The sequence below is a fragment of the Weizmannia acidilactici genome (assembly GCF_008974185.1).
In the GTDB taxonomy this organism is placed as follows: Bacteria; Bacillota; Bacilli; order Bacillales; family Bacillaceae_C; genus Weizmannia; species Weizmannia acidilactici.
On sequence record NZ_BKZP01000022.1, the window covers coordinates 22,775 to 41,195 of the forward strand.

Sequence of the window (18,421 nt, forward strand, 5' to 3'; positions counted from 1 at the left end):
AGCCGTACAACAAACTGATGTGAAAAATTCCGGAAATCAATCGGCTGGGCAAAAACCTTATTGTTCCATTTGGCGCGCGAGAAAACCGGCAGCCGTTTCCGCCGATTTCTGTTCGACTTCCCCAATCGTGCGGTCTTTTGAAAAAATCACTACCGCGCCGATCGGGTCGCCGCTTGCCACAATCGGGGCAATCGTGTAGGAAGCTATCTCATCTTCAAATCCGTCCACCAATGCCACTTTCCCTTTTTCTTTTGATAAAACCGGCGTCCTGTTCTCCATCGCCTTTTCAATGACTTCCCCGTTGTTCTTGTTTAAGTAGTCTTTCTTTGATCCGCCGCTGACTGCAATGACCACGTCCCGGTCACAGATGAGTACCGGGCTTGTTAAACTGTCATACAGTGCCTCGACATATTCTTTGGCGAAATCGCTTAATTCACTGATCGGCGAATATTTTTTCAGAATGACTTCCCCGTCACGATCCACAAAAATTTCCAAAGGATCCCCTTCACGGATACGAAGCGTTCTTCGTATCTCTTTCGGGATGACAACTCTGCCTAAATCATCAATACGACGAACAATTCCAGTTGCTTTCATCTTAAGTTGCCTCGCTTTCATCAGATGATTGGTAACCATTCTTCAGATGGCTCTTGAATCCTTTACCTGCGTTGACATTAGTATCTTTCTTTTGGCAAGTTCTATACATCATACTATATCGTTTTTTCGCACAACCGCTAGTAAATGTATGTGTTACCACTTCTTAACTTTATTTTCCCACTATTTTCCCCTGCCAAACGCAGGCCAAACGAAAAAAGCATGAAGCAAAGCAAAAATAGCTTGTTCCATGCTTTTTCACATGAGCTTATCTCGAAGCGCTCGTTTCCTTGGACTTTTCAAACGCATCGCGCAGTTCCCTGATCATCTCCGTGCACGTGTACAGCCACTGGTTATCTTTGCTGTTTTTAATATCGAGCGTGATTTTCAGCTGGCTGCCGTCCATGCCGAAGCCGACCGAACGCCCGTATTTTTTTACAATGTCCACCACTTTCGGGCCGTTCACGATTTTCGTGCCGGCTTCGGACATTAAAATGGTAATGAGCTGCTTGTTCTGTTTAATGGATGACAGCATCGCATCTTTTGCGTATACTTTCATTTCCGCAATTGTAAACAAGTCGCTGACCTGCTGCGGATAATCGCCGAACCGGTCAATCATCTCTCCTTTTAATTCTTCAATGTCTTCCATCGTTTCAATGCCCCTGAACCGCTTATACATTTCAATTTTTTGGTATCCGTCTTTGATATACGCATCCGGAATGTATGCATCGATATCCAGTTCGACTTCAAACGGCGGAAGTTTTTCTGCCTCGCCATCCGTCCCCTTGCGCGCTTCAATCGCTTCTTTCAGCATTTGCGAATACAAATCAAAGCCGACTGAATCGATAAACCCGTGCTGCTGTGCGCCCAAAAGGTTCCCGGCGCCGCGGATGGCGAGGTCGCGCATCGCAATTTTAAACCCGGAGCCGAGTTCCGTGAATTCTTTGATCGCCTGCAGCCTTTTTTCCGACGCTTCCGCAAGGACTTTGTCTTTTTTGTACGTAAAATACGCATAGGCAACACGGTTGGAACGCCCGACACGCCCGCGCAGCTGGTACAGTTGTGAAAGCCCCATCCGGTCCGCGTCGCACACAATTAATGTATTGACATTTGGGATATCAACGCCTGTTTCAATAATCGTTGTCGTTACAAGAACATCGAATTCGCCCTCCAGAAATCCGAAAATGACCGTTTCGAGCTGCGCTTCGGTCATCTGGCCGTGCGCGTAGGCCACCCGGGCATCAGGAACAAGCATGGAGATTTCTTCCGCCTTCCGTTCGATATCCTCGATGCGGTTATACAAAAAGTAAACTTGCCCGTCCCGTGCGAGTTCGCGTTCGATCGCCTCGCGGACAATGTTATTATTGTACTCCAATACATACGTCTGGACAGGAAAACGGTTCTCAGGCGGCGTTTCGATGATCGACAAATCCCGCACGCCGAGCATGGACATATGCAGTGTCCTCGGGATCGGCGTCGCGGTTAACGTCAACACGTCGACATTTGTTTTCAGTTTCTTGATTTTTTCTTTATGGCTGACCCCGAAACGCTGCTCCTCGTCAATAATCAAAAGGCCCAAATCATGAAATTGGATATCTTTAGAAAGGAGGCGGTGGGTGCCGATCACCATATCAATCGTTCCGTTGCGCAGTCCCTTGATCGTTTCATTCTGCTCTTTCCGCGTCCGGAAACGGCTCAACATCCCGACTTTGATCGGATAGTCCTGGAACCTTTCCGTAACCGTTTCATAATGTTGCTGGGCAAGGATGGTCGTCGGAACTAGCATAGCCACTTGTTTGCCGTCCATAATCGCTTTAAAAGCGGCACGGATCGCGACTTCCGTTTTGCCGTAGCCGACATCCCCGCACAGCAGGCGGTCCATCGGTTTGCTTTTTTCCATGTCACGCTTGATTTCCTGGATGGATCTCAACTGGTCTTCCGTTTCTTTGTACGGGAAAGCAGCCTCAAATTCCCGCTGCATATCCCCGTCAGGCGAAAAGGCAAATCCTGTTGATGCTTCCCTTTCCGCATACAACTTGATCAAATCGTCCGCAATATCCTGAATGGAAGACTGGACTTTTCTTTTCACCCGTTTCCATTCGCTGCCGCCCAATTTATAGATCTTCGGTTCTTTGCCTTCCGATCCTACATATTTTTGGACGAGGTCTATCTGGTCGACCGGCACATACAGCTTATCTGAACCCTGGTATTTAATATGCAGGTAATCTTTATGGACACCGTTAATCTCAAGCGTGACGATGCCCAAATATTTTCCGATCCCGTGGTTGACATGGACAACATAATCGCCGACATTCAATTCCGAGTAATTTTTGATCCGCTCGGCATTGGACAATTTTTGGCGCCGTGCTCTTTTCTTCGCTTTTTTGTTAAAAAGTTCTTCTTCGGTAATGACCGCAAGCTTAAACATTGGCAGTTCAAAACCGGTGTTCAGGCTCCCCTCGGCCACTTGGATGCGGTGGGGGATCAACGACTGCCCCGCACTGACAACTGCCGCCTCCACTTCATAATCTTCCAGCACACTCCGCAGTTTTTCGGCCCGTTCCTCATCTGCACCAAGAAAAATAACTGTAAAATTCCCTTTTTTCCAGCGCTCGATTTCGGCTTTCAGCACATGCATCTGCCCATGGAACGTCTGCATTGGCTTACAGGCGATATTGACGATGTTTTGCGGGTTCGTGTTTTGAATATGCCGCAAAAACAGTGATAAATAGATTTTCTTTAATTTTTTTTCTGCAAGCAGGTTGTCCAGAGAATGGGAAACGGACAGATCATAGATCATTTCCCCATCTTCCACCATGGCCGTATACCATTCGGCTTCTTCCCTTTCCAGCCGCTCCTGGATTTCCTTCACGCGGCTGAATTCATCCAGAAACAAGATGCCGGATTCATCAACATAATCTAGTAAACTGGCAGGACGGCCATAAAGAATGGATAAATATTTGAAAATTTGTTCGGGCTTTTCCCCGTTTTTAAGCTTTTCAATATCAAAACCGATATTTTGGGCAAGATTTTGTTTGACCTTTTCATCTTTTATTTTTGAAAGCGTTTTAGATAAACCATCTTGTACGGCTGCCGCGGCTTTTTGCAGCATCCCGCGGCCGGCCAAAAACTCGGTGGCGGGGCCGATGGATGCAGCGGAAAGCTTTTTCCTTGAACGCTGGTCATCTGCGGAAAACGTCCGAATCGAGTCCACTTCTGTATCAAACAGTTCAATGCGGATTGGATCTTCTTCCGTAAGCGGGTAAATGTCGAGAATCCCGCCGCGCAGGCTGAAATCCCCCGGCGCATCAACCATATCCGACCGGTTGTATCCCATCTCCGCCAGCATTTCCAAAACATGATCGAGCTGTATTTCTTTTCCAACCTCAAAGTACAGCTGGTACTTTTCCCATACTGGTTTGGGTGGCAAAATTTTTCTCAACCCGGCCATCGGGACGACGACAAGGCAGTTTTTTTTCGAAAGAAGCGCATTTAAAACTTCGATCCGCTGCGCCCTCAGTTCAGGGCTCGCTACACCCATTTCCGCTGCAATCAGCTCATTGGCAGGATAGAGGAATAATGCATTTTCATCCACAAATTGCGAAAGGTCGTCGTATAATTTTTGCGCTTGTAATAGATTATAAGTCAACACAATGACCGGCTGCCCCGTTTTTTGGTACATGGAAGCAATGAACACGCTCCTTGCCGAACCGGACAAACCGGAAACGAGCTGTTCCTTCAGCCTGGCTTTTATGCCATTGACCACTGAGTCAATTTCGTCGTGTTCCAGTATGATTTGTTGTATCCCGTTCAAAAATTGCCAACTCCTCTCTTCACTGAGATTCCCTTTTCTCTATTATTCAAACTGTTTTGTAAAATCAAAATGAAAAAAGGCACTGCAGCGGACAGGCATTTTGCCCGCAGCAAACAGAAAAATGCTTTGGACTTTTTTCCAAAGCGCATTACTGGATTAAATAACCGTATTCGTGAAATTTCGATTCGCGTTCAAATAAATCCTGGCAGTCTTCGCAAATCGACTGGATACGGACGCTTCCATCTCCCTGGGGCACAACCATTTCCTTCCGTTCCTCTTCTGTTAAAAAGAACAGCCCCATCCGGTCCGCTTCAATATTTTCCCTGATTGTACCGATTTTCTTGCCGCAATGCCGGCAATAGTAATGGATTGCCATGCCCCGGCCCCCTTTTTTTCAACATTGTCCTTATATAGTATGGGCGCCTTCAAAAGGGGTTATTCATTTTTTGAAAAAAGATCTTAAAAACTGCCGCAAAATTCGCGCCTGAAAATGCTGGGGCAGGCTTTAATTATACACATTCATTACTTCCGGGAACGGCCTAGTGATCCAGGCTTCACACGCATCAGCGCTTTTTTCGACCGCCATTTGCATAGTGGCCCATTCTTCTTTGGAAAAACAGCCCAATACGTAATCGGGAATGTACACATTTTTATCCGGCCGCCCGATTCCGATGCGGATGCGATTAAATTCCTGTGTGCCGAGATGCCGGATCGTTGACTTAATCCCGTTATGGCCTCCCGCGCTGCCCTTCTGCCGGAGGCGGATCTTTCCCATCGGCAAATCGAGGTCATCGTACACCACGAGCAAGTCCCCGAAGGATAGACGATAATAATCCATTACAGCTTTGATGGACTCACCGGATAAATTCATATATGTCATCGGTTTTAAAAGCAGCACTTTTTCACCGCTTACGGTTGCTTCTGCACAAAGCCCCTTAAATTTGGATTGTTTAAAAGGGGATTGGAGCCTTTCCGAAAGCAGGTTAACCACCTCAAAACCGATATTATGTCTTGTCCGTTCATACTGGGACCCTGGATTTCCGAGCCCGACAATACATTTCATACCCACACCTCAATTAGTTGATACATTGCTGAATCATTTTATGATAGACTGCGCTGCATGGCGCTCCATTAATCGTACACGCTTTATTTAAAAGTCTGTTATGAAAATATGCGATGATAGGAATTTACATGCAGAAGAGATTGTTCGTTTTGAAAAGCTCCTTCGTCCTGGTATTTTCGATAGTCTAATGCCATGGAGGTTCTATTTCAATTATCCATGAAGAAAGGAAAAAGTGCAAGCAGGCCGGCCACAGCAAAAATTTACACAACCAGGCAAAAATCAACAGGCTGATTCCCGATCGAGTAGGAGGAGGTGACTAGCCCCCGTCCTCTCACACCACCGTACGTACGGTTCCGTATACGGCGGTTCAATCAAATAAATGACGCTTGTCACAATACTTTTCATACAGGCTTTTCAGTCCTTGGTGATTCCAGTAGGAGTTACCAAGGGTTTTGTGTAATATTGGACTTTTAGAAATTCGCCAATATGCTTTCCTTGAGTTTCCCCTCAATGACCCATTTGTATCCTCTTTCAATAAACCTGTTCTGGCTCCACCCTCTTGAGGTCTCTCATGGAATTCACCACTACTTTCCTCAAGTAAGTCCACTACGGATTGTCTGTGTCATTGCCATACAGAATTTCCAGACGAAAACTTCTCTTTGATTGTTCAGTCCTTCCAAAACGGGAGCGACCCGTATTGTACTATGACCTCTGCTGACTTCTGACTGTTCAATAACCTATCACTAGGCTAGTTACCAACTTAGTCGGCGTACCAGTCAGACCTCCCTGGGTAAGACTGCACTCTTTCCTCCACCTATCTGCCTCATTTACTCTGTATCACCTTTGGCAGTATGGACTTTACTTTGTTCGGCAAGCTCATCCAATGATACCTAGCCTTGTATGAGGTTCGTGTTCCTCGAGAATCGGAGGTTTGCCGCTCGCTTCCTTCAGATTCCGCATCACTACGGACACCCTTGCGTTAGGCTATCGCTACTACTGCCTTCGCGATTCGGGACTTTCACCCTATAGAGTGCAACCATGCCAGGCGCACCAAAAAAGGCGTACTTTCATACGCCTTTTTCCGTCAGCTCGGATCTGCCGCTTCGTTTGTTTCCCGCCCTTCAAGATTTTTAGGCGTTCCCGATTCCTGCTGTTCGCCAGTGCTGATTTCTTCTTCCTGGCGAGGCGGCAGCACGGAACAAATCGTTTCCGTATCATCATGGTTAATCGTAAAACCGTATTGCCCGCGAATATCCCCGACAGAGATATTTTCGCCGACTTGTAAATTAGAAACATCCACCGTGATCGCATCAGGGATTTCATTTGGTTTTGCGGTAATGGACAATTCATGCAATGCCTGCTGCAGCACACCGCCGTCCTTCACCCCGGCGCATTCTTCCGAAAGGACGACGCGCACTTCCGCATCGACATCCTGCGACATATTTACTGCCAGAAAATCAACATGGATGACTTTATTTTTCAGATGATCCGTTTGAACCTCATGAAGCATAACGTTTCGCTGCATCCCTTCCACATCAAGGGAAAACACAGCATTTCTTCCTTCTTCGCGCAATAACTTTTCAAATTCGGCGCCGCTAACGTAAATCGGTGTATTTTCAGTTTGATAACCATAAACAACGCCCGGTATGTAGCCTTTTCTCCTAAGCTGGCGGCTGGTGGAATGGTGTCTTTCCACCCTTTTTCTTGCTTCCAGTACATTTGCCATGATCATGACCTCCTAATGTTTAAGCAAGCATCAAGTATATATTTACCCCAGCCAAATAGAATATAAACCTATTTTTTTAATTTTTTTGGCTTTATACCGGAATTCCCGACAAATTATATGTCAAACAGCGGGCTTACAGACTGGTCTTCATGCACACGGATAATCGCTTCGCCCAAAAGCGGCGCAACCGACAACTCTACAAGCTTTTCGATTTTACGTTCTTCCGGAATATTGATGGAATTGGTGACAACCAGTTCTTTAATCGGGGAGTTGTTAATGCGTTCAATCGCAGGCCCTGACAATACCGGGTGGGTGCAGCTCGCATACACTTCTTTCGCGCCGCTTTCAATCAGCGCTTTCGCCGCAAGCGTAATCGTTCCTGCCGTATCAATAATGTCATCGATGATAATGCAAATTTTCCCATCCACATTTCCGACAATGTTCATCACTTCGGCAACATTCGGGCGCGGTCGGCGTTTATCGATAATAGCGATCGGCGCTTTGAGGCGCTCAGCCAGTTTGCGGGCACGGGTCACGCCGCCATGGTCGGGGGAAACAACGACAATATCTTCTTGGCGGAATTTTTTGCCTTTAAAGTATTTCGCAATAATTGGGACGCCCATCAAATGGTCAATTGGAATATCGAAAAATCCTTGAATTTGCGGCGCGTGCAAATCCAATGTAATCACCCTCGTAGCGCCTGCCGTTTCCAAAAGATTAGCTACGAGTTTTGCAGTGATCGGTTCGCGCGCGCGGGCTTTCCTATCCTGCCTTGCATAGCCGTAGTAAGGGATGACAAGGTTAATCGTACGCGCGGAAGCCCGTTTTAACGCATCGACCATAATGAGGAGTTCCATCATATGTTCATTGACGGGATCGCTTGTCGATTGGATCACATAAACATCGCAGCCGCGGATACTTTCTTCAATATTGATTTGAATTTCACCGTCGCTGAATTGCGAAACGGAACATTTTCCCAGTTCCACCCCGACAACTCTGGCAATTTCTTCGGCAAGTTTCGGATTGGAATTCAGCGTGAAAATTTTCAAATTTGGATCTAAATACTGGTTAGACATGATGGACCTCCAATTATTGTTTATGTTTTAATTTATTGGCATAATTTTCCTTGTTGACCTGTCGTGCGCGTGCTATGGATAATGCTTCTCCCGGAACATCATCCGTAATCGTCGAACCCGCAGCAACATAAGCATTTTTTCCGATGGTTACAGGTGCAACCAAATTGGAGTTACAGCCGATAAATGCACCATCTTCAATGATTGTTTTAAATTTATGTTTACCGTCATAATTCACTGTAATCGTGCCGCAACCAAGATTGACGCCCGCCCCCACTTCCGCGTCGCCGATATACGTCAGGTGGGATGCTTTGCTGCCTTTTCCGACGGTTGATTTCTTGACCTCAACAAAATTGCCGATCCTTGCATCGTCCGCGATCAACGACTCCGGCCGTATATGGGCATAAGGACCGACTTGAACATGGGCACCGATTTCACTGTTTTCTGCAACCGATTGGCGGATTTCTGTTCCGTTTCCGACGATGCAATCCATAATGTCCGAATTCGGCCCGATCTTGCATCCTTCCCCGATGATGGTTTTTCCGGACAGCTTCGTCCCCGGGTAAATGACGGTATCCTGGCCGACCACAACATCCGCATCAATGTAAGTTTGCTGCGGATCAATGATTGTCACGCCGTTTTTCATATGGCCTTCGTTGATGCGTTTTCTCATGATCCTTTCCGCTTCGGCGAGCTGGACCCTGTCGTTTACGCCTAAAGTTTCTTCCATGCTTTCCGTATGGTAAGCAACCACGATTTCCCCTTGCGATTTTAAGATGCTCACAACATCAGGGAGATAATATTCGCCTTGGGCATTATCGTTCGAAACTTGTTTTAAAGCTCCAAAAAGCGCCCGGTTATCAAAGCAGTAAACACCCGTATTGATTTCTCTCACATTCCGTTCTTCCAGTGTGGCGTCTTTATGTTCGACAATTTTCTCCACCAATCCCGCTTTATTGCGGATCACCCGCCCGTATCCGGTTGGGTCGGATGCGTTTGCGGTTAAAATCGTTACTTTCGCTTTTTTCTGTTCATGCTCCTCAAATAGCGCCTTTAAGGTCTGCGCCTGTAATAAAGGCGTGTCCCCACAGACAACCAAAGTAGTACCGTCCTCTTTTCCCAAAATCGGTTCAGCCTGCAGGACGGCATGCCCGGTACCTAACTGTTCCTCTTGCAGGACAAAATCCGTTTTGCCCTTTAGGCATGCCTGTACTTGTTCTGCGCCATGCCCGACAACCGTCACAATTTTATCCATATCAAGCTGTAAAACCTGGTCTGCAACATGTTCGACCATCGGCTTTCCGCAGACGGGATGGAGCACTTTATACAATTTCGATTTCATGCGGGTACCCTGGCCTGCAGCTAGGAGTACAGCGAATCTATTTGCCATTTATGATCCCCCAATAAACCTTTTTATCCATAAAAAATATATCTTAAATAATCGTTTATTTCAAGGAAACCCGGGGAAATACAATTATTGGAAAACCATTTTTGTGGCAAAGTTGCGGATGATTTAGTTACAATAGAAGAATTTGCTGTAAAAAGGGGGACAGGCCGGTTCAGGGTACGGCGTCCGACAAATGCAGGAGGTGCTTGTTCCGGTACGGGCGGCGTAAAAATATGCAAAAAAGAAGAGCCTTACTGTTGAAGTAGGCTCTTGTTGCAAATATTCTATCAGGAAGCGCCGGCTTCCTCAAATTCCACTTGTTCCAATTCCCCTAAACGGTGATATTCCGACAAAACCGCGTCGTGGATCTTACTGCGCGTACTCGAGTTGATTGGATGGGCGATATCTCTAAACTCGCCGTCCGGAGTCCTTTTGCTCGGCATTGCAACAAACAAGCCATTGTTGCCGTCGATCACGCGAATATCGTGGATAACAAACTCGTTGTCCATGGTAATAGATGCAATCGCTCTCATCCTGCCTTCCGTGTGCACACGGCGCAGCCTTACATCTGTTACTTCCATTCTTTCACCACCTTAAAAAATTTAGGATCATTTTTAGTATTCAACGTACTTTAAAAATTTCCTTCTTTTTCAGAAAAAAACCCTAAAATTTTTCATAGATTGAAAGAATGGAAGCAGGGAACAGGTCATTAAGGAATAAGCGCAACCGCTTCTATTTCAACACCCGCATTTTTCGGGAGCCGTGCCACTTCCACACAGGAGCGGGCCGGTTTATGGCTTGTAAAATAGGAACCGTATACTTCGTTCACTTTGGCAAAGTCATTCATGTCTTTAATAAAAACCGTTGTTTTGATGACTGTTTCCAATGAAGCGCCTGCCTCTTCCAAAATCGCTTTTAAATTTTGCATCACCTGATGGGTTTGCGCTTCAATATCTCCTTCTACAAGCGTCCCATCCAGCTTCAGCGGGATCTGGCCTGAACTGAAAAATAAATTGCCCGCAATGATGCCCTGCGCGTATGGTCCAATTGCCTGCGGCGCCTGTTTTGTTGATACGGTCTTCATTTTGCATCCTCCTCTAAAAAAGTGCTGACTTTCGAAAAATAGTTTCCTTCCACCACTTTGATTTGCTGGCTGCGCACATCCACATCCTTCAATTTGACGAGGGACACATAATCATCCACAAGGCGTTCTTTCGTGTCTTCGGATTCCACCAGTACACCGATACCCGCCACAGATGCATTGAACTCTTTTAACAAATTGATCATCCCGTTAATCGTCCCGCCGGCTTTCATAAAATCATCGACAATTAAAACTTTTGCCCCTTCCCGCAGGCTTCTTTTGGACAGGACCATCGTCTGAATTCGTTTTTGCGAGCCGGAGACATAATTGATGCTGACAGTCGGCCCTTCCGTCACTTTGCTGTCGTTTCTGACGATAACAACCGGAACGTTTAAATACATGGCAGCAGCAAGCGCAATCGGGATCCCTTTTGTTGCCACGGTCATAATCGTGTCAATCTCTCGGTCGGAAAAAGCGGCAGCCAATAATTTGCCGACCTTGCTGATCAATTGGGGGTTGCCGATCAAATCCGTCATATATAAGTACCCGCCCGGCAGCAGACGGTCCGGATTTTCCATGAGCGTGCAAAGTTCGCTGATTGCTTCATCCGCTTCCGCCCTGCCCGCGCGCGAAATAAATTTTACGCCGCCCGCCGCGCCGGGCACGGTTTGTAGCGTTCCAATCCCCCTTTTTTCAAACGTTTCTTTGATAATCGTTAAATCCTCGCTGATAGAAGATTTCGCGGAATTGTAACGATCGGCAAAAAAACTGAGGGGTACGAGAATCCTCGGTTTTTGCAATAAATAATGCGTCATGTCCACAAGTCGTTCACTTCGCCGAAACTTCACTCTACAAACCCCCGTTACATCCGATCTCATTAAAAGCGCGGTGCCCGCCCCGCCGCATCCTTTACGCCAAAAACGGGCGCACATAAACTCAGGCAGGTGTAGGCGCCGGAAAAACTGGATATGATAACATAAATATACATCATTTTTTTGTTTTTGCAAATCAAATTCCGTACAATAGTGTATTTTATTTTATGATTGTTCGCGTTCCCCGATCAACCTTACAGTAAATACCTGTCCGCAAAATCCCCTCAGGCCGTTATAAATCCGCTGGAGCCTCGAATCGTACTGGACAAGGCCGAAAACGGTAGGCCCGCTTCCGCTCATTAAAGCAAGGTCCGCCCCGAAACGTTTCATCTGCGTTTTAATGTGCGCCACTTGCGGATACGCCTTTAAAGTGACGCTTTCCAGCACATTGCCGGCAAGGCGGCAAATTTTTTGAAAATCCTGTCCGCGTATTGCCTCAATCATCCCGTTGATATCCGGATGTACGAATTGATTCAAGTCCAACTGCTTGTAAATTTCGGCCGTCGACACCCCGATGGGCGGTTTCGCCAAGATCACCCAGCAATTCGGCGGGGCAGGCAGTTTGGTGATTTTTTCGCCCCTCCCTTTAGCAAGCGCGGTACCGCCATAGACACAAAAGGACACATCGGAGCCAATCTCAGCGCCGAGTTCGGCCAATTCATCGAGGGAGAGGCCGAGATTCCACAGCTTATTCAACCCTCTGAGTGTCGCGGCTGCATCGCTGCTTCCGCCCGCCAGCCCGGCAGCTACCGGAATCACCTTGTCGATTGCAATTTCTACGCCTTGCCGAATCCCGTACCGTTCTTTCAATAACCGGGCAGCCTGATATGCCAAATTTCTTTGGTCATCCGGCACAAAGCGGTTTTGCGAAACGATTTTAATCTCATTTTCGCGGAGTTCCGAGAGTTCAAGATGGTCGGACAAATCAATGGTTGTCATAATCATTTCAACCTCATGGTAGCCATCTTCGCGCTTGCCAAGCACATCGAGCGATAAATTAATCTTTGCCGGCGCTTTGACCAACAATTTCAAATCGTTCACCTACTTCCAAAATCCAGCCGCAGCTTTCCTATGCTTCATTTTTCTTATTCTAACATAATGCCCGACAAATATTTACATCAAAGAATAAATTTCATCATAAAGCAGAAGAAATTGTGGACAGGCGTAAAATTTACCGTTTTCTTCAACGGACGCCATGGCTGGGACGAAGGGCGCAAGGAGGGGCTTTCCCAAAAATCTCTTAATCAATCTGCCGGAAAAATAATTTTTCTAAACAGGGTTCTTGTTTCACGTATTTTGTTGATGATCGCGAAATTCACGAGACTCCTGCAGGAAAAGGAGGACAAGAAGGGACCCCGCAGCATGGAGTCGTGCGAAGAGGCTCGCGGACTGCCTGCAGAAAGCGGGTAATTTCGCGATCATTAACAAATTCCAACGATAGAACTGTGCATTTAAAAAGGGGCGCCCCAGGTCAATTACTGACTTTAGGGACAGCCCCCTCCGGCATGCAACAGTCCAAAAGGTACCGACAGGTCAAATGCCTGATTGTTTTTCCGAAGCCAGATGCGCTTCCGCCAGTTCAATGGCCCGTTTGACCATATTCCCGGCATCACGGGCTTTAATGCCACCCCATCCTTCTTTTTGGACAACATCATAAAAGCCCAAATCTTTCGCCAACTCTTCTTTAAAACGTTCAGACATAATCCCTCTTCTTCGGTTCATAAGATGAACATTTCCCCCTTTGGTGAAAAAGCAGGGTCAAAAAGCCCGCCTCTCCATTTTTATTTTGGTTCAAAAACAATCCCTGCATGCCTGCCTGTAGTATGTGTGGAACCGGTCCAAAATATGAATCGAGTAGGAGGAGGTGACTAGCCCCCGTCCTCTCACACCACCGTACGTACGGTTCCGTATACGGCGGTTCAATCAAATAAATGACGCTTGTCACAATACTTTTCATACAGGCTTTTCAGTCCTTGGTGATTCCAGTAGGAGTTACCAAGGGTTTTGTGTAATATTGGACTTTTAGAAATTCGCCAATATGCTTTCCTTGAGTTTCCCCTCAATGACCCATTTGTATCCTCTTTCAATAAACCTGTTCTGGCTCCACCCTCTTGAGGTCTCTCATGGAATTCACCACTACTTTCCTCAAGTAGGTCCACTACGGATTGTCTGTGTCATTGCCATACAGAATTTCCAGACGAAAACTTCTCTTTGATTGTTCAGTCCTTCCAAAACGGGAGCGACCCGTATTGTACTATGACCTCTGCTGACTTCTGACTGTTCAATAACCTATCACTAGGCTAGTTACCAACTTAGTCGGCGTACCAGTCAGACCTCCCTGGGTAAGACTGCACTCTTTCCTCCACCTATCTGCCTCATTTACTCTGTATCACCTTTGGCAGTATGGACTTTACTCTGTTCGGCAAGCTCATCCAATGATACCTAGCCTTGTATGAGGTTCGTGTTCCTCAAGAATCGGAGGTTTGCCGCTCGCTTCCTTCAGATTCCGCATCACTACGGACACCCTTGCGTTAGACTATCGCTACTACTGCCTTCGCGATTCGGGACTTTCACCCTATAGCGTGCAGCCATGCCAGGCGAACCGAAAGCGGCGGCAGGCCTAGTGCCCGCCGCCGCTTTTTTCAATAAAAACTGAAAACAGCAAACATATGTCTGCTGCCGTTTCATTCATCCTTCCTGCTGTTTATCCATAAAAACCAACTGCACTGTTTCTGTCAATACATCTGCATAGCTGTATGAAACCCGCTCAAATGCATTTTCCTCTTTGTCTAATTCAATGACAAAAACTGATGGATAAGTTTCTGCCAAAACACCAGAACGTTCAATCGTTTTTCTTCTTCCGCCATTGGCCCTCAACATTAATCTTTTTCCCAAGTTTGAATCCAAGGATTTTTTAATGTCAGTCAACGTTTTTGGCATTTCGCTCCACCTCACTAAGTTCTAGTGTAACACAATATGTGGATTAGGTCAAATAAAACATATATTTTATCAATGAACAAGTCGATCTGTCAACATTTTTCCTAATTAAATGCGGGTCAATTTTTCGCTGTACATAGTATATGCCGAATGCGATCGAATTATGTAAAATGGTACAGCCGGACCAACTTTAACCTTTCCTGAAAGAAGTCTCCCTCTTCAATCGTGTGCAGGACGAACCCAACGATAAGGGGGAGATGGATTTTGGTTGGAATTTCCAAATCATTGTTAAAATAGAACATGTTCTTTGATCACTGGATATATGGGGTTATGGAGAAATCAAATGCGAAAACCAAGCTCATTCCTTCCATGCGTAAAACATCCCAGGTGAAAAAAATCTCCAAGTTACCGGACATCTGCCGCTAAACGGCGGGAAGTAACACTCAGGGAGGTGAAAGATTACTTTCGTCGTGGAGCTGAGAAGCCACCATTTCTAGCGTTGGCTAAGTGGTAGCAGTTCACGAAACCAGGGACCGGGCCGCGTTCTATTCATCTTCAATTGGTTTATAAGGCATGCCGGTCCTCAGCACTCCTTTTGTTTCAATGCCGCCCAATCCTTTTTGCCCCGTCAATGTATTGCGGAGCACATCCCACACATTAACCTGTTCCATAAATGAGGTGTAACAGATTTTTGCCACAATATAGACCGGATCCAGCGCATGGATATTGACACGGAGCGGCGAACTGGCAAAATTCGCGCCCGCTTGGATCAGCGATTCAAAATGCGATTGGCACGCCCCTGCAAAAATAACAAGCTGGTCGAGATTCGGCACTTTTTTTCTTGCTTCAATGACGGTCCTGACAAAAGATTTTGAATGGCGGTAAGCGTTTAAATCCGTTTTTTTACCTTTTGATTTTGAATACGCATCATGCCCTGTGATCACCAGAACATTCGGCCGGTATTGGTCGAGCAGCGACCCGATTTTATACGGCATTTCCTTTTCATAACAATGGATGCCATAAACCGTTACCCCGATTTTTTCGTACAAATTCAAGCACTTTTTCAAATAGTTCGGATCCCCGTCTAAGTGCAGCACCCTGCCCGGCAGCTGAAAATAACTCAGTTCTTCCTTATAGCCGTTGGTCGATTCATATTCCCGTTTTTCTTTCAGCAATTGGATATCCTGCTTAAACAGTTCATATGACTGTTCTTCCAGCGAGCGGGACTCAGCTGTCCTTTTCGACCTTTCCGCAGGATCCGGCTGGACGAGGTCCTCAAACGGGGCATCGGCAATCAACCGGTAATCCTCCCCGTGCAGAATGGCCACTTTTTTCCCACCCTGCTGCTGTATATCAATCACCCGGAATAAAATATCACAATGGTAGGATTTCCTGCCAACTATCGAATTGATTTGCACATCCATCGTTGTCAACTCCATTACATTCCATCTCACGCTTTAGCGCATGACACTATAGCCTATGCTTTGCCTCAAAAATGGTGAAAAAGCCGGAAGAAAAGGATGCCTTCCTTTCTCCAGGCTTCATGGAAAAATCTGTAATGGTTTTAAAAATCACGAGACCCTCGAACGCTATAAGTTGGCCATTACGGATGAAAAATCGGATAAAGCGCATTGCTTAACGCCGCAAATTCTTCCAGGCTTAACGTTTCCCCCCGTCTTGACGGATCAATACTCAGCTGCCCCAATACCTCCAGCATGGCTTCTTTCTTTTCTTTTCCGCCCGGCATCCCGCTTGTTAAATTATTCATTAATGTTTTCCGCCGCTGCGCGAATGATGCTTTTGTCATTTGGAAGAAGAAATCTTCATCCGTTACATCCACTTTCGGTTTTTCCCTTTTCACCAGTTTGACCACGGCAGAATCCACATTCGGCTGGGGCATGAACACTGTTTTCGGAACAATCATTGCGACTTCCGCCGTCATATAATACTGGATCGCAATCGACAGCGACCCGTAGTTTTTCGTGCCCGGCTGCGCTGAAACCCGGTCGGCCACTTCCTTTTGCAGCATGACAACCATGCCGCGGATCGGAAAATGCCCGGTTACAAATTTTAAAATAATCGGCGTTGTGACATAATACGGAAGGTTTGCGACGACCATCAAATCTTTTATGCTGGCAAATTCCTCTTTCATCACTTTCCGGACATCGGCTTTTAAGACGTCTTCATAAATCACTTTTACATTCGGATACGGCGATAAAGTATCTTCCAGAATCGGCGCGAGCCTTCTGTCAATTTCAAAGGCAACAACTTTCTTGCTTCGGCGTGCAAGATGTTCGGTGAGCGCGCCTATTCCCGGGCCGATTTCAATGACCCCGCTTTCTTCCGACAACTCCGCCTGTTCCGTAATATTCCGGAGCACGTTCGGATCGATTAAAAAATTCTGTCCCAAACTTTTCTTAAAGGAAAATCCGTAACGGTTTAAGATCGCCCTTGTCCGGATGGGGGTGGCAATATCTTTTTGCAAATTTATTCCTCCTGTAAAACTTTCATGAGTGCTTCCTGAAATGTATCCTTGTCGATTTGAAAAGCCATCAGCCTTTTGTGGAGCTGCTTGCCGTTTGTATATCCGATTTTCAGCAGTTCCCCCAGCCGTTCCCTTCTTCTTCTCGCCATCGGGCCAGCAACCAAGCCGGCTTCCATTAACGCTTCTTTTGTAATGATTTCCGGCACATCCTCTTCCATTTGATGCGCTTCCCGCAATGCTTTCCGGATCGACTCGGGCCGCGCATGTTCCACACCGATCCCTTTATCCGATAACGGGCGCGCCTCATGTTTGGCAAGAAAAGCATGTTTGCAGCCGGGCACTTTCTCAGCGATCGTTTTCCGGATCTTTTCACCCGGAAAATCGGGATCCGTAAAAATAATGACACCCCTTTTTTCCTGGGCAAGGCGAATTTTCTCAATCGTGCTTTTGGAAATGGCCGACCCGTTTGTTTCGATCGTATCAGCATCTAAAGCCCTTTTGATGGCGGCCGTGTCGTCCTTTCCCTCGACGACGATAATTTCTTTTAGTTTTGCCATGCGGAAAAACTCACTTTCTAATCATTATCCTTTATTTTAAACAATTTTTGTGCGTTTAACATCGTTTGTTCGGCAACTTTCTCATAAGGAACACCTTTTATTTCTGCAATCTGCTCCGCGACAAGCTTCACATAAGCCGGCTCATTCCTTTTCCCGCGGTAAGGGTGCGGGGCAAGATAAGGGCAGTCCGTCTCGATCAACAGTTTATCGAGCGGAACCGCGGCAGCCACTTCTTTCGGCTTTTTCGCATTTTTAAACGTGACCGGGCCGCCAAGTGAAATGTAAAAATTCATCTTGATGCATTCTTTCGCCGTTTCCGGGCTGCCGCTGAAGCAATGCATAATGCCGCCCACTTCCTGTGCGTTTTCTTCTTTTAAAATATTCACGCAGTCTTCTGTTGCTTCTCGGTTATGGATAATGATCGGCAAAGACAGTTTTTTGGCGAGGCGGATCTGCCTTCTGAACACATCGTGTTGCACCTCTTTCGGGGATTTGTCCCAATGGTAATCGAGCCCGATTTCCCCGATCGCCACCACTTTTGGATGGGCGGCCAATGATTCAATCCACTCGAGATCCTCATCTTTCATATCGATGGCATCGACAGGGTGCCAGCCGAGCGCAGCATACATAAATGCATATTGGCCGATCAACTCGATGGCTTTTTGGATGGTCGGCCTGTCAAAGCCGACGACTACCATTTTTTCAACACCGGCTTCCTTTGCCCGCCTGATAACTGCTTCAAAGTCATCCTGGAACGCTTCATCATTTAAATGCACGTGCGTATCAAATAACATAACTTTGCACCTCTGTTTCTCAACATGTCCATTATTGTTCT

18 protein-coding genes and 2 pseudogenes are annotated in these 18,421 nt (G+C 46.5%); 1 reads left to right on the forward strand and 19 read right to left on the reverse strand.

Annotated elements, in window-relative coordinates; genetic code table 11:
• Window positions 1-57: 57 nt before the first annotated feature.
• The 12 genes and pseudogenes from spoVT to ispE all read right to left on the reverse strand — a co-directional run bounded on the left by spoVT (window position 58) and on the right by ispE (window position 12,639).
• Window positions 58-594, reverse strand: coding sequence for a stage V sporulation protein T (gene spoVT, locus BpJC4_RS10520; protein WP_151681547.1), 537 nt, complete (start codon window positions 592-594; stop codon window positions 58-60).
• 265 nt (window positions 595-859) lie between these two features.
• Window positions 860-4,405, reverse strand: a complete 3,546-nt coding sequence (mfd, locus tag BpJC4_RS10525; RefSeq protein WP_151681548.1) for a transcription-repair coupling factor — start codon at window positions 4,403-4,405, stop codon at window positions 860-862.
• Window positions 4,406-4,553: 148 nt separating this feature from the next.
• A complete protein-coding gene (locus BpJC4_RS10530) occupies window positions 4,554-4,781 on the reverse strand; it encodes an anti-sigma-F factor Fin family protein (protein WP_151681549.1) in 228 nt (75 codons plus the stop codon).
• A 129-nt stretch (window positions 4,782-4,910) separates the two neighbouring features.
• The gene (pth, locus tag BpJC4_RS10535) at window positions 4,911-5,468 is read right to left on the reverse strand and encodes an aminoacyl-tRNA hydrolase (protein ID WP_151681550.1); all 558 of its coding nucleotides are present in this window, start codon (window positions 5,466-5,468) and stop codon (window positions 4,911-4,913) included.
• A gap of 367 nt (window positions 5,469-5,835) precedes the next feature.
• A pseudogene (locus BpJC4_RS16585) lies at window positions 5,836-5,973 on the reverse strand (group II intron reverse transcriptase/maturase); the annotation flags it as partial.
• Window positions 5,974-6,552: 579 nt separating this feature from the next.
• Window positions 6,553-7,194: a 50S ribosomal protein L25/general stress protein Ctc gene (locus BpJC4_RS10545; RefSeq protein ID WP_151681953.1), complete on the reverse strand. Its 642-nt coding sequence runs from the start codon at window positions 7,192-7,194 to the stop codon at window positions 6,553-6,555.
• Window positions 7,195-7,307: 113 nt separating this feature from the next.
• Entirely contained in the window at window positions 7,308-8,270 is a 963-nt protein-coding gene (locus BpJC4_RS10550) for a ribose-phosphate diphosphokinase (RefSeq protein WP_151681954.1), read from the reverse strand.
• Between the two features lie 13 nt (window positions 8,271-8,283).
• On the reverse strand, window positions 8,284-9,657 hold the full coding sequence (gene glmU, locus BpJC4_RS10555) for a bifunctional UDP-N-acetylglucosamine diphosphorylase/glucosamine-1-phosphate N-acetyltransferase GlmU (protein WP_151681955.1): 1,374 nt from the start codon (window positions 9,655-9,657) through the stop codon (window positions 8,284-8,286).
• A 284-nt stretch (window positions 9,658-9,941) separates the two neighbouring features.
• Window positions 9,942-10,235 (reverse strand): septation regulator SpoVG, encoded by a 294-nt coding sequence (spoVG, locus tag BpJC4_RS10560; protein ID WP_061566021.1) that lies wholly within the window; start codon window positions 10,233-10,235, stop codon window positions 9,942-9,944.
• A gap of 128 nt (window positions 10,236-10,363) precedes the next feature.
• Window positions 10,364-10,738 (reverse strand): RidA family protein, encoded by a 375-nt coding sequence (locus BpJC4_RS10565; protein WP_151697877.1) that lies wholly within the window; start codon window positions 10,736-10,738, stop codon window positions 10,364-10,366.
• Complete coding sequence (purR, locus tag BpJC4_RS10570; RefSeq protein ID WP_172967578.1) at window positions 10,735-11,583, reverse strand: pur operon repressor; 849 nt, start codon at window positions 11,581-11,583, stop codon at window positions 10,735-10,737. Before purR ends, BpJC4_RS10565 begins: the two co-directional genes overlap by 4 nt.
• A 189-nt stretch (window positions 11,584-11,772) precedes the next feature.
• Window positions 11,773-12,639: a 4-(cytidine 5'-diphospho)-2-C-methyl-D-erythritol kinase gene (gene ispE / locus BpJC4_RS10575; protein ID WP_151697878.1), complete on the reverse strand. Its 867-nt coding sequence runs from the start codon at window positions 12,637-12,639 to the stop codon at window positions 11,773-11,775.
• A 120-nt stretch (window positions 12,640-12,759) separates the two neighbouring features.
• Between ispE and BpJC4_RS16375 the strand changes: the two genes are divergently transcribed.
• Window positions 12,760-13,017 (forward strand): hypothetical protein, encoded by a 258-nt coding sequence (locus tag BpJC4_RS16375; RefSeq protein WP_216643727.1) that lies wholly within the window; start codon window positions 12,760-12,762, stop codon window positions 13,015-13,017.
• A 123-nt stretch (window positions 13,018-13,140) separates the two neighbouring features.
• Here the strand turns inward: BpJC4_RS16375 and BpJC4_RS10580 are convergent, their stop codons facing one another.
• The 7 genes and pseudogenes from BpJC4_RS10580 to BpJC4_RS10610 form a co-directional block, all read right to left on the reverse strand.
• Complete coding sequence (locus tag BpJC4_RS10580) at window positions 13,141-13,329, reverse strand: small, acid-soluble spore protein, alpha/beta type (protein ID WP_151681960.1); 189 nt, start codon at window positions 13,327-13,329, stop codon at window positions 13,141-13,143.
• 197 nt (window positions 13,330-13,526) lie between these two features.
• Window positions 13,527-13,664 (reverse strand): annotated as a pseudogene (locus BpJC4_RS16590) (group II intron reverse transcriptase/maturase); the annotation flags it as partial.
• Window positions 13,665-14,295: 631 nt separating this feature from the next.
• Window positions 14,296-14,547, reverse strand: coding sequence for a biofilm formation stimulator Veg (veg, locus tag BpJC4_RS10590; RefSeq protein WP_151681842.1), 252 nt, complete (start codon window positions 14,545-14,547; stop codon window positions 14,296-14,298).
• A 542-nt stretch (window positions 14,548-15,089) separates the two neighbouring features.
• Complete coding sequence (yabG, locus tag BpJC4_RS10595) at window positions 15,090-15,983, reverse strand: sporulation peptidase YabG (protein ID WP_371862263.1); 894 nt, start codon at window positions 15,981-15,983, stop codon at window positions 15,090-15,092.
• 164 nt (window positions 15,984-16,147) lie between these two features.
• A complete protein-coding gene (gene rsmA / locus BpJC4_RS10600) occupies window positions 16,148-17,029 on the reverse strand; it encodes a 16S rRNA (adenine(1518)-N(6)/adenine(1519)-N(6))-dimethyltransferase RsmA (protein ID WP_151681841.1) in 882 nt (293 codons plus the stop codon).
• Between the two features lie 2 nt (window positions 17,030-17,031).
• A complete protein-coding gene (rnmV, locus tag BpJC4_RS10605) occupies window positions 17,032-17,586 on the reverse strand; it encodes a ribonuclease M5 (protein WP_151681840.1) in 555 nt (184 codons plus the stop codon).
• A gap of 17 nt (window positions 17,587-17,603) precedes the next feature.
• A complete protein-coding gene (locus BpJC4_RS10610; RefSeq protein ID WP_151681839.1) occupies window positions 17,604-18,380 on the reverse strand; it encodes a TatD family hydrolase in 777 nt (258 codons plus the stop codon).
• Window positions 18,381-18,421: the final 41 nt, after the last annotated feature.